This window comes from Ruegeria sp. AU67 (assembly GCF_900312795.1).
In the GTDB taxonomy this organism is placed as follows: Bacteria; Pseudomonadota; Alphaproteobacteria; order Rhodobacterales; family Rhodobacteraceae; genus Ruegeria; species Ruegeria atlantica.
The window spans coordinates 23902-36289 of the sequence record NZ_OMPH01000029.1 but is presented as its reverse complement, the minus strand read 5'-3'; the positions used below and the strand labels follow the sequence as shown (position 1 = coordinate 36289).

The window sequence follows — 12388 nt, the reverse complement described above, 5'->3', positions numbered from 1 at the left end:
GCTGCGGCCCGTCATTTAGGACACTCGCTGCGATGGCAAAAACAGCAAGCGGGCGAATTCACACACTGCGGACGAAACTGTCGTTCATTCGGCAACAACGGCGACCGCTGCGTCGGGTTCATTCTTCCGCGTTCATCACTCGATACCTTCCCGGCGTGGTACCGGTCCAACGCTTGAACGCACGCGAGAAGCCAGACGGATCAGGAAAACCGACGTGCGGGCCAATTTTCGAGGCCGGCAAGTTAGAACTCTTTAACAGCGCTACTGCCCGATTTCGGCGGTGCGCGTCCAACTCTGTGAGAAACGTGGTTTTGTGCATTGCGAAGCGGCGTTTGAGTGCGTTGGGTGTGCTTGACGCGATCTTCGCGAACTTCGCCAGTGTCAGCGATGGGTCATTAAGATGCAGCTCGATCACCAAGCTCACGGAAGTCCTAAAATCCGTTTGCCTGATATGCCCTTCAATTGGCTCTTGATTGGTTTGGCCTTGGTTCGCCATCAACAACCACCTTGCCGGAAATTTGAAACTTACCCCTTTTGAGCTAACTTGCTTCACACGGGCGATAGAGCGCATTTCCCTAGGGATGGTGGACGGATCGCAAATACTCATATCAAGGCTGCTTGCGTCCCATTGCGAGCCACAACAGAACTGCATCAATTGCACTAAGAATCCTGCAAAATAGCCGTCTGCCTGCGCCGGTCTGAACGACGGTCTAAACGTGCGCTCTGAGCAAAGCTCGGCATGCTTTCCACGTATAGATAGCTGATAGTCGGCTAGCGAGGTTAAACTTTCCGCCTCAATTACCATGGACGATAGCAGATTACCCAGCGTGGCATCATTGGTTCTTAGGTTTCTCAAATTCGGCAGGTTTTCGAACGCAACTTTAGACCCCACGTGAAATCCCATGAATGGGTCTTCAATCACTTCGGCGAGACTCTGGATGAAGTCATACCATTTCTGGCCGGACATGAGGGCTTCGCCGAGCTGTATTTCCTTCAGGCTCAAACCGGTTGGTTCCAACAACGCGTCAATATCAGCACCGTTTTGCAATGCTATGGCAGCAAAAGGCTGCGCCATTGCGCTGGTGACGACCGGAACAATGACAGTCTTCTCAGCCGTCTTTTCCAATTTTACCCCGCTCAACTGTTCAATTTGGATTAATTATTTGCAGCCGAGGCCCAAAATGGCAATGCAATTCCTAGTGTTTTCCACAAAGATGAAGACCAAGGGCATCGCGCGGGTACCGAGAAGTATCGGCGTGGCGCTCAGAAAACAATAAGGGAGACGAAGGCATGAAATTCCTGCAGAGCTTTTTGCTTTTCGGTTTTATTACGGGGGCGGCAATCGCTCAGGACGAGACTTTCCCTATTCTCTTCACCAACGTTCATGTCTTCGATGGTGTTAACGAACAACGGATCGAGAACGCCAACGTGTTGGTGGTGGGTAATCTGATTGCGGAAGTGTCTGCTGAGCCTCTAGCAGTCGCAAATGCGCGGGTCATAGATGGTGGTGGTCGGACGCTCATGCCGGGTCTCATCGATGCACACGTTCATATGACGATCACTGAACCGCTTGCCGATCTAAGAGACAATTTCGATTGGATGTACTGGGGGGCGGTCTCCACGATCGAAGCCGAAAAGATGTTACTTCGTGGCTTCACCACAGTGCGTGATGCCGGTGGCCCTGCAATTGGGTTGCACAAAGCCATCGAACGCGGAAAAGCGATGGGTCCGCGGATTTATGCTTCTGGACCAGTGATTTCTCAGACCTCCGGACATGGAGAGCACCGCCTCTACACTGAACCGCATCCGAACTTCATGGGCGCGCAATCTTCCTTCTTTAATAAGCACGTTGAGTTTTTGGCGGACGGGGTGCCTGAAACGCTGCGTGCAACACGTGAAGCCCTGCGCCTTGGCGCTGTTCAAATCAAAGTTATGGCAGGTGGTGGTGTTTCCTCCAGCGTCGATCCCTTGCACACGGTTCAAGGTTTGCCCGAAGAGTTGGAAGCGTCCGTGCGCGCTGCGGCTGATTGGGGAACCTATGTGATGGTGCACGCCTACACAGACGCATCCATCGTTCGCTCCATAGAGGCTGGCGTCATTAGCATCGAACATGGGCAGCTAATGACTGAAGTTGGCGCTCAGGCTATCAAAGATGCGGATGCATGGATCGTGCCGTTTTATTCACTCTTGGGCTTGGACGAACAGGCGGTCGTAACGGCTTTGGGGCCGAGTGCTGGAGCAAAGTTCCTGAGCGTTCAGGCCGGTGCGCGCAACCAGATGCAGTTGATCAAAGACTTCGGGATCGAGAATGTTGCGTTCTCAACCGACATTATTGGTGACCCTATCGCGCTGACGAAGCAAAACGACGAGTTCAAGTATCGCCTTGAAGTCTGGAGCAGCTACGAAATTCTGCAGCAGGCCACGTCGAAAACAGCCGAGCTTCTGGCACTATCTGGCCCGCTCAATCCCTATCAGGACGGACCTTTGGGGGTCATTGCCGAAGGCGCTTACGCAGATGTATTGCTGGTGGAGGGCAATCCCGTTGAAGACGTTGAGTTGCTCGTCGATTACGAAAACAACATCGATCTCATCATGAAGGATGGCGTGATATACAAGAATGCGCTCGATTAACTGTATCTCAAAAAACGCGAAGGAGCGCAGGTTATGCGCAGAATTACCAGTGCTTTAACCGTTGCGGTTTCACTCATGGCGACGCTAGCCCACGCCGAAGCCCCGTCCCTAGACTGGTCCAACTTGATCGATCCAAGCGTTCAGTCCTTCGAGGACCCCTTTCGTGATCTAACCTACAAGCAAATTGATGCGCTCCGACGCATTGTCCAGCTTGGCGCGGAACTCGAAGGCTCGACCGCAGACGAAGTCAGTCAATCCAAACTGATCTTGGATATTGAACAGGTTAAATCCGATCTGTCCGAAATGGGTGTCGACGCGGACGGGTTGATTTCACAGCGTTGGGCGGTTGCAGAACGGCGCGAATTGGCCTCAACCGCGGGCAATCCCGAACTGGACGGTCAACAGGTCGCGATTGGCGGATTTGTTATCCCGGCACCACGCGCTGAGGATGGTTCGGCGATGGCTTATCTGGTGCCGGAACCGGGCATGTGCAGCCATGTTCCACCGCCGCCGCCCAATCAAATGGTGCAGCTTCGGATACATGGTGAGTGGGAGCCCATGAACATTTACACGCCAATTGTTGTTTCGGGGCGTTTGGAAATCGACCCCTCAGAGAGACAAATGGTGGTTGTCGATGGCTCCGTTAACATGAAGGCTTCCTTCACAATGGATGTCACCGACGTTCGGACGCCCGGTTTTGGCGGCTCACCACCCCCGTCATCTAACGCATGGGCGGCAGGCCTTGCCGAAAAGTTGAAAAAGTCATCCGGCGACTAGGCCAAGCTTTGATCCAAACCAAAAATGCACCTCGGACGTTGACAGTTAGGAGAACCAGCCATGTATCGTTTCATTATTTCCGCCGCCTTTTTTTTTGCGACGCCCGTGTTGTCGCAAGAGGTAACGGTAATGTCGGGAGGTAACATCCTGACCATGGATGAGAATTTCACCATTGCCGAGGCACTAGCGTTTAGCGGTAATGAGATTATTGCCGTCGGAAGCGATGAAGAAGTGATGGAAGCCGCGGGCGCCGGAACTCAGGTCGTCGACCTCGCTGGCAAAACCGTCATGCCGGGATTTATCGATGCGCATACACATCCGATCGGAGGTGGGGGCTCTTCTGTTTTTGAAAACGTAGGCATTGACCGGTTTTCGACAATCGAAGAGGCGCTGGCATACATGAAAACTGCCGCCGAGGGGAAGACAGCAGACGACTGGGTTTTGTTCGTTAACCTTGATCTGTCGACACAAGCATTCTCAGAGCCGGCTCTGACACGCGAGCATCTCGACGAGGTTGCACCTGATGCGCCAGCAGTTGTCTGGCAGGCGGGCGGTCACAAGATGACGGTCAATTCCAAGATGCTGGAAGTGATGGGGGTAGCGGACGATACTCCAGATCCGGACGGTGCAGAATATGGCAGATTTGAAGATGGTCGGCCCGACGGAAACCTGTCGGGTGGCGCATTGTTGATGAAGGCCGTAGCAGAAATCGAACCCTACCAGAATTACGATCGGGTTAGTGGAACGATTGCCATAGCCAAGGATTGGGCGTCCAAAGGTGTGACCGCCGTTGGTGTCGCGGGCGTGTCCAGTGTCGCAGACTGGGAAACTTTCGTATCTCTCGCAGCAGATGACGGCTTCCCAATCCGCACCAGAAACTATCTCAGGTGGGAGAATCTCGAGGCCTGGGACGATGCTGAAGTGTCCCCGGGAACTGGCGATAACATGGCGCGCGTAATCGGATGGAAAATATCTGCTGATGGTTCAAACCAAGCTTTCACTGGCCTTCAACGCGAACCTTATCTTAACTCAGACAATCTCGGGCTTGCGTATATGATCCAGAACGACATTAACTTTGCGGTGGCTGACGGCACGGTTCGTGGCGGACAAATGGCAATGCACGGTAACGGCAACGCGTCTATCGACAACATTATCGCCGCTGTAGAGAAGGCGCGATCTGAAGGCATCGAAGTAGTGCGGCCAAGGATTGAACACTGCTCAATTACAGAGGACGACCAAATCGCAAAGCTGAAGGAGCTAGACATTACCTGTTCTTTCCTAATCGCTCACGTACTCTACTGGGGCGAGGCTTTCCGAGACACTGTGTTTGGTGAAGAGAAAGCTCTTAAACTGGATCGAACGGGCAGCTTCGAACGCGCCGGTGTTGCATACTCGTTGCACACCGATTACTCCGTCTCAGTCCTGTCTCCGCTGCAAATGGTTGAGGCGGCTGTAACGCGCACACTGTTCACCGACCCGGATTACGTTTTGGGCGCGAATGAACGTGCCTCTATTGAAATGGCCTTGCGAGCGATTACGAGTGTTCCGGCATTCCAACTTCTGTCTGATGAAGAAATTGGTAGCCTGGAAGTTGGCAAACTCGCCGACATCGTGATTTTGTCTGATGATCCAAGGTCGGTGCGTGCCGACGCGATAAGTGAAATATCCATTTTGGAAACGTGGATGGACGGGGAGCGCACGTACTAAGACTGCGATTTCGGCCGCCGTTTGTCTGTCCACTTTGGGCTCGAAGCGGACCTTCGTTGCAACTTGCTTGAACGTCCGAGTTGCGGACTTTCTTGCCGTTCGCTGTCGCTGCCCCAATTTCTGCTTGCCGATCAGGTTGGTTTGCTGACGGAGAAACTAAATCGGCCAGTCGAGAAGAAATGCTCCCCCTTGGCATTAAGTGCCGCTTGCTCCTCTGCCCATGCCTGCAGTTCATCATCTGGAACAGTTTTTTGTCCCTTCACGTAAGCCACAATGAAGGGCACCACCATTTCCCCATAGCAACCATCGTACCTGTCCGTATTTATGATAGAGAAATAGCTCACCTCATTAACGACCAGACCCGCGTTTCGAAGACGCGCACCAAGCGTTCGCGGAAGTTTGCTGTCGGCGCAATGCGGTGCAAAAGCCTTGAGCACCATGTCCATTCGATCCGGATGTTCGCTATGCCAACAGACCCCCTCCCAATCCGTCGCAAGGATCAGAGCACGTCCGCCGGGTTTGAGAACACGAGAAACCTCGCTGCAAAACTTCGCCACATCAGGCACATATTCAGCAACTTGGGTGCTAACGACCACATCGAAGAAACTGTCTTCAAACGGGAGTTCGGTCGCGTCGGCGCAACGATAGCTCAGCCAGTAATGCTCACTTCGTTTCGTTGCGCGTTCTACCATCTGTTCCGAAATGTCGATGCCTATGACTTCACCATCGGGCCCTGTTTGATCCGCTATTTGCGCTGCGAGAAAGCCGGGGCCGCTTCCAATGTCCAAGACCCGCTCGCCCTTTTGAACTGAAATCCTTCGAAGGGTGTCCTCTCTTTGTGAAACGACGTCCGGCCCAAGGTAAACCGCCTCTAATCGCTCCGCTGCGGCCTCGTCGTATTCCATACCCATAGAGTGATCCCCTCAGTTTCTGGCAGTCACGCTAGCATTGCGTCTGCTGGTCGGGAAGTGGGGCGGCATTGCTGAGCGTGACCGATACGAAGGCAATTCAGACATTGGGGCTCTCTGCAGCATTGGGGCATAAGGGCTCGAAGCGGTCATTCGCTGCAACTTGCTTGAACGTCAGCTTTTCTCAATTCTACCCACGATCGCCTGACCGCCTTCATTCACGGTGACATGCTCAACCGTCACCTTTGACTGTCCTCTGTTGCGGTGTTTGCGCAAGGTTTCAGACTGTGCCGTGAAGGTGCGGGCCAAACGGTTGAATGATCGTTCGTAAACCTCGTGCTGTTGAAGAGTTCGGGCGTCATTCATCTTCGTGGAGATGGCCATAAGGCTCGTATGTGTGGCGGCCATCTGCACCGACAAAAGCCGTTCTGTGGCGTCCTGGGGGGCGAAGTCGCTGATGATTGCGATGATGATTTCACAACCCTGTTGAAGCCGTTTGAAGTCGCTAGTACCGCTCACCCCGGCGGCCTGTAACAACAGACCGTGCGCTAGGTCTGTGTTATCCGTTCCAAACAGGTCGAGAAGGGTTGTCAGGTCTGGAACATCAACCCTGATTTGATCGTCCTTGCGCTCGAAGCCAATCTTTTTATTCTCCGCCTTCGCGGGAACCTTCTTCTTGCTCATGCCTGAGCCCTTTCCATCTTCGCCATCAGAGCGGCCTTCACTTCCCCGGTCGATACGCCGTGAAATGTGGCGGCCTCGATCAGTGCCACCGCCTCGGCCTGTAGGCGGTTCTGACCGCCATCATACTCACGGATAGCCGCCCGTTCCTCAAAGTGATCAATGGCATCTGCCAGCCGATCGGCACCAGCCGGTGTTTTTTCAGTTTCACCGGTAACCGTTCCTAATCTTCCTAATCTTGCTAATCCTGACCCCTCGTCGCCGCTCCGATTAGGAGGAATAGGAAGATTAGGAAGGGGTCGGGCCTTGCGAAAACTTTTCAGGCTGGCCTTCGGATCGAAGTTCAACAGGCTCATGACCGAACCACTTTCCACGCTTCCTTGCGCTTCTTGCCGTCCACCTCTGCCCCATTGGCCGCAACTAGATAGCCGTGATCTTCGAGAAGCTTCAGAGCCTTCCTGGTTCGCTCCGTCAGCTTGAACGGGCCGCGCTGAGCCGCGATACCGGCCGATATGAAGTCCTCTTGCCACGATGTCAGAAGCCATCGCTTCATTCGCTCAGCATCCTGAACATGGGCTGGTACAACGGCGGCGTTTTGAAGTCTCACCGCTTCGTCGGCATAGAACATCGCCAGCGTCACCGCCCGCGCCATCGTCTCGCCAGTGATGGTCATCGCCTCTGGGTCGTAAACGATTGTCAGCACGCCCGCAATCCTTGCGGCATGTTCCGCCGTTTTGCTGGCGAAGGCTCTGGCGTCCTCGTATACGCCGCCTTGCGCCTGAGCCTTTTCTACCGCTCGGGCAAAGTCGGTCAGCACCGCTCGGGCGTCAGGATCGAGCGTCAGAACCGGCGGGGCGAGTTCGTTCCTGCGTCCATCGGCCAGCGCCATCGGCCGGGATAATAAGCCCTCGATCTGCACCGCGAAGGCCTCAACCTTTTTCATGGCGTCTGCATCATGTGTGAGCCTGAGCCGGTGTCCGATGTTGCTAGTGGGTCGGCATGTCAGGAACCTTGCAAGAAGCCCCTGACCATACGCTAGATCGTCAGACAGGAAGTCCTCGGCCGCGCTGGGTTGGATCAGGATATGAGACGAAAACCGGCGGCCTGCATAGCTTGCCACACCATCGCCAGCCCGCCACCGATCGAGCGATGAGCCGTCCCACATGGCCGCCAATGTCGCCAGTGTATTGAGCCGGTTCTCAGACTTCATGGAGTGACCACCGAGAAGCAATCCACCTTCATCGGTCATGATCCCCAGCGAAGCCCGCAACACCGGTAGGTGCTTGATGATCCCTTCCATTGTTGCTGAACCGATCACAATCGACGGGCGAAGTGGTGCCTCAGGCTCAGGTCCAAGTTCGAGAAGATCGGCGCGTGTCGCGGCGGGGTCGCCATCAGCACCGCGAAGAATTGCGGTCTTTCGCTTATCCCAGATTGCATGGTCCCGATCGTAACCGTCACGGGCTACGTAATAGTCCGGTCGAAGGCTCCCCTCGAAGTCGCGCACACCTTTCATCGCCAGCTTGTCGGCCGTGCTTTTACGTTCTCCACTCTCTGCCACCGTCAACAGGAACAAAGAAACAGGGCGGGTTCCTCCGAGCGTTTCAACATCTCTTAGCCCCTGAGCGGCCAGTGCGGCCGCCGCAAGCACCGATCCCGCACATAGGGCGGGCGGTGCCTCTGTGATGCTGGCAATGGCCTCTGTGGCGCTCCTGAGCGGTCCCAGTGCGTCTATCGGATAGGGCTCTGCATCCGGCATTTCTCGGATCAACGGTTGTGGTGCTTCGAGCACGAAGGGTTCGGGTTCGGGCGCGTTCATACCCTCGTCTCCATCCGAAGAATATCGTTCCAATCCCGGCCATCTGGCGGGTTCAGCATGTCTACCTTCCAGCCCAGCGCGGCTGCGCGTTCAGCCAGTGCCAGGGCGGCGGTTCGGCCTGCATTGTCACCATCTGGTGCAATAGTCAGGTGCCGCGGTCGCTTCGGCAGTTTCAGCCCTGCCATGCCGCTTGTCGAAAGGGTCGCCCAGACGCTCGCAGGAGCGCGGAGAAGCCCACAAGACAGGCTCAGGGCTGTCTCTATGCCTTCTGCTATGGCCAACCGTAAATGGCCGTCAGAGAGCCGTACAGCGCCACCTCTGGCGGGGCCGAGCATCAGCTTTTTATCTTTCAGATCGGCATTTCCTGATCCATCTTGCAACAGGTAGGTGCGATGCACCGCGAAGGTGTTGATCCCGTCGATCCGCGCGACCATCGCCGGGAACCTTTTGGCAGTCGGACCATGCCAGCAACCGGGATGAAATCGGAGGGTTGGCGGCAACGGGCAGGTGATCGCCCTACCGCGAAGATAGGTTTTGGCAGGTGTCCCTTCGATCGGTTCCGTTTCTTCCCAACATCGCTGGGCTTGATCGGCCTTCCGCTTATCCTGTCGCTTTTGTTCTTCCCGGCGCTGAGCCATCACAACCGGATCGGGCGGGCGATAGTCACCACGCGATACACCGGCGGCGGCCAGAATATCCGTGAAGGCACAACCGAGTTTCTTGCAATGCAGGAGAAGACGACCGTCAGTGCCATCCTTGAGCGTCAGGGCATCCTGATCTCGGCGGCCCTCGGTCTGGCAGACGGGGCATGGCCCGACACCGTAGAAGCCGTGCCAGTGTCCGCTAAGGTGTTGTGTCAGGTCACAGGCATTCACGACTGCACCTCCTGCATCAACAGGATGCGGCGCACGGCGTTGCCGAGTGAAACCCACCCGCAACATGCACTTGTGCAGTGTGCCGGTGATTGTTGTATTAGGGATGTGTCAGCTACTCCAAACGACAATTCCCGCCCCGTGCCGCTATCCCAAGCGGCCGGGGTGTTCATGTTTTGGACCATGGATCACGCCGCCTCGCTGTCGCGCTGGGCTTTGAGCTGGTCAACGGCGGCCTGAACATCGCTTTCCGGCCAGCGAGACGCATGGCCCAGCTTGACGGGCTTGGGCAGAGAACCTTTTGCGGCGTGACGCCAAACGGTCGCTTTTGAAACGCCAAGAAAGGAGGCAACCTCGGCATCGGTGAGAAGTCTATCGGTCATGTGTTTCCCCATGAATGTTGAAGTCATGGGGTGAGTTTGCTGGCAATTACGGCTTCATGTCTCCGACAACAATTCGGCTAGTTTTGCTCTTTTTCTGGCGGGTGGCCTGCGTCACTATCTATTCGGGCCATCAACTTTCGATACTCGGCCATACATCGCTCAATATCTCTTGGGCTTCGAGACTTACTCAGTTTCTTCCCCTCGATTGCGGCCTTTCCGTCTGTAAATCTCAAGACCATCTCAGGGAAAGTTCTTGTGGGGCGACCTCTACGCTTTCTTGGTTTCGGCGGCGGCTCGGCTTGCAGGCATCGCACCGCCACGTGAAGCGCAACCTCGGCCGGAATACTCACGCCTAGTTCGGAAAGTTCTTCCAACATCGCCAATGCGGCATTGGCGTCGCGGTTTCCTAGTTGGACAAGTTCGAAATTGCGTCGCTGTCCCCATACCGTCATGACCGCGCCTCGCTCAACTTTACTAAACTGGCGGCGGTTCGGCCTGTCACAAGATCAGCCCATGACGCCATCATGACCGCCCGCTTTTCGAGAAGATCAGAGCGTTGATAGGCGCGCTCTACCTGATTGCCGATCACATGGCCCAGCGCGGTTTCTGCCACCTCGAAGGGCTGGCCGGTATCTTCGGCCCATGTCCTGAGTGACGATCGGAAGCCATGCGGGCGGGCAGTCATGCCCCGATCCTTCATGTGCTTGCTCATGGTCATGTCGGAAATCGGCTTGCCTCTGACACCGGGAAACAGAACATCTCCACCGTGGCGCATTGCTTCCTGAACTACATTCACGGCTTCATCGCTGAGCGGCACTCTGAAATCAGCGGTCGATCCCTTCCGGCCTTTCATGTGGGCGGCCGGGATCGTCCAGGTGCGGGCGTCCAGGTCGAATTGTTCCGGTGTCGCGAAACGGATCGGTGCGGATCTTACGCCGGTCAGGATCAGGAGCCGCAATGCCAGTGCGGTGACACCATTGCCGAGCGAGCCATAGAAGGTTGGCACGTCCTGCCATGCCATCGCGTCGATCTTCTTGGGTTCGTGTCTCTGTTTGCCGAGAAGCGCGCGGGCTTTCTCCACGGCTTGCACGTCTACATCCAGACCTAGCGCGGCACCGTGCTTCAATACGATGTTGAGCCGGTTGGCCGCCTTGCGGGCAGTCTCGGCCTTCTCGTGCCAGATCGGTGACAATGCGTCTCTGAAGGCTATCTGATCCAGTTCAGATAGCGGCACCTTTCCCAGCTTCGGCAGTATGTGCAGTTCGATCGGTGAGAACCACCGCCCCGCCTTGCCCTCACCTTTGAGTTCGGCCTGTCGTGCAGCGAAGCAATCGCGGGCAACATCTTCGAGAAGGTGAAGGTTGCGCTCGGCGTCACGGCGTTCTTTTTCGCGCTGGCCGATCGGATCAATCCCGCGCTTCGTCAACTGTCTCGCCGCGGCCGCCATATCGCGAGCGGCCTTCAAGGATACATCCGGCCACGGTCCAAGTCCCATTTCACGACGGCGGCCATGCAGCGAGAAACGATAAATCCACGCCGCCGATCCATCCGTGCGACGGACGAAACGCAGACCGCCACCGTCCTCGTGCTTGCCAGCCGGTAGAGCCTTCAGCGTTACCGCCGTCAGCTTGTGTAATCCTCGTGTCAAATCTCAGCCCCCCATTCAGCCCCCCAACACATATTGTGGTGGTGTGACATGGCCTGAGACAAGATGCAATCTCATTACATAGCGAAAACAATGCGTTTCAAATACATACGCAATTCGGTGATGCTACATGATGTTGTCCGAAATCAATGTTATGTGCTTCTCCTGGGCACCAAATTTCTCCATAAGATACTGAAATGTAATTGGTTCGCAAGAATCGCAATCTGCATCCCCTGATTTATCCCCCGAGTTTTCGTTAATAGGTCCGGTCATATCAGTTGGGTTTCGAACCTACCCAGCGCCCATATACGCCACTGTAAAATGGTTGCCTGAATGTCATTTCCGGTCCCGCTATTCCTTGCGCTGCATTTCCCTAAGTTTTTGGGCAGCTTTCGCTGCTCTATCTGCGGCGCCGAACATATCGGCCTCGCTCGGCAGGCCGCGCAAATCCCTGAATTCTTGTCGTGTTCGTGCCTTTGGCGGCGCCTTGCACTTTTCAACCAGGTCCCCGAGTTAGTTTTCATCCAGCCGGATTGCCCTGCCAATGCGGACCAAGAAACCGTGTCCTAATGCGGCGCTGCGCAGTGAGCCCTTTGGAACGTTCAGCAGTTTACTGGCTTGCTCAATCGTTAAAAGCTTGACCATTTGTCTAATCCCCCAAATCACGACTAGTTTGCCAAATGCTCCGACCTTTGGACTGAACCCAACTCCGACCGCATTAGATTTTCGTCAATCTTCTAGACCTGGAAATCGATTTTGATAGGGTCTTGTTGCAAGATGCATCAACTCACAGAACGCTTTGCAAGTCTCATTGACAGCTATTGGCTACTCATACTGTTCCCTACGATTTTCTTTGAGACGTTCGGGCTGCCTCTGCCGGGAGAAAGCGCATTGGTCGCCACGTCGGCGCTTGCGGCAAAAGGGTCTCTAAATATTGTCGCAGTGGCAGCAACCGCCAGTCTTGC

11 protein-coding genes are annotated in these 12388 nt (G+C 55.3%); 3 read left to right on the top strand and 8 right to left on the bottom strand.

The genetic code is table 11. From position 1 onward, the window contains the following. Nucleotides 1-118: 118 nt before the first annotated feature. On the bottom strand, nt 119-1126 hold the full coding sequence (locus tag DK510_RS16670; protein WP_160116554.1) for an AraC family transcriptional regulator: 1008 nt from the start codon (nt 1124-1126) through the stop codon (nt 119-121). 164 nt (nt 1127-1290) lie between these two features. Here DK510_RS16670 and DK510_RS16660 point away from each other — a divergent pair, with 164 nt between their 5' ends. Genes DK510_RS16660 through DK510_RS16650 form a run of 3 tightly spaced genes read left to right on the top strand, consistent with a single transcriptional unit; the run spans nt 1291 to nt 5115 of the window. Next, nucleotides 1291-2631, top strand: coding sequence for an amidohydrolase family protein (locus DK510_RS16660; RefSeq protein WP_109313045.1), 1341 nt, complete (start codon nt 1291-1293; stop codon nt 2629-2631). A gap of 33 nt (nt 2632-2664) precedes the next feature. Beyond that, a complete protein-coding gene (locus DK510_RS16655) occupies nt 2665-3408 on the top strand; it encodes a DUF3299 domain-containing protein (RefSeq protein WP_109313044.1) in 744 nt (247 codons plus the stop codon). 60 nt (nt 3409-3468) lie between these two features. Next, nucleotides 3469-5115 (top strand): amidohydrolase, encoded by a 1647-nt coding sequence (locus tag DK510_RS16650; RefSeq protein WP_109313043.1) that lies wholly within the window; start codon nt 3469-3471, stop codon nt 5113-5115. 131 nt (nt 5116-5246) lie between these two features. On the opposite strand, the gene DK510_RS16645 is transcribed toward DK510_RS16650, so the two are convergent. From DK510_RS16645 to DK510_RS16610, 7 genes are all read right to left on the bottom strand, one after another. After that, a complete protein-coding gene (locus tag DK510_RS16645) occupies nt 5247-6026 on the bottom strand; it encodes a class I SAM-dependent methyltransferase (RefSeq protein WP_109313042.1) in 780 nt (259 codons plus the stop codon). Between the two features lie 171 nt (nt 6027-6197). Continuing rightward, nucleotides 6198-6707, bottom strand: a complete 510-nt coding sequence (locus tag DK510_RS16640; protein WP_109313041.1) for a hypothetical protein — start codon at nt 6705-6707, stop codon at nt 6198-6200. Continuing rightward, nucleotides 6704-7060: a hypothetical protein gene (locus DK510_RS16635; RefSeq protein ID WP_109313040.1), complete on the bottom strand. Its 357-nt coding sequence runs from the start codon at nt 7058-7060 to the stop codon at nt 6704-6706. The genes DK510_RS16640 and DK510_RS16635 overlap by 4 nt, the downstream gene beginning before the upstream one ends. After that, a complete protein-coding gene (locus DK510_RS16630) occupies nt 7057-8523 on the bottom strand; it encodes a YfjI family protein (protein WP_109313039.1) in 1467 nt (488 codons plus the stop codon). Before DK510_RS16630 ends, DK510_RS16635 begins: the two co-directional genes overlap by 4 nt. Beyond that, nucleotides 8520-9398 (bottom strand): toprim domain-containing protein, encoded by an 879-nt coding sequence (locus DK510_RS16625; protein WP_234999115.1) that lies wholly within the window; start codon nt 9396-9398, stop codon nt 8520-8522. The genes DK510_RS16630 and DK510_RS16625 overlap by 4 nt, the downstream gene beginning before the upstream one ends. 185 nt (nt 9399-9583) lie before the next feature. Then, entirely contained in the window at nt 9584-9778 is a 195-nt protein-coding gene (locus tag DK510_RS16620) for an AlpA family transcriptional regulator (protein WP_109313073.1), read from the bottom strand. A 448-nt stretch (nt 9779-10226) separates the two neighbouring features. After that, a complete protein-coding gene (locus DK510_RS16610) occupies nt 10227-11426 on the bottom strand; it encodes a site-specific integrase (protein ID WP_109313036.1) in 1200 nt (399 codons plus the stop codon). Nucleotides 11427-12388: the final 962 nt, after the last annotated feature.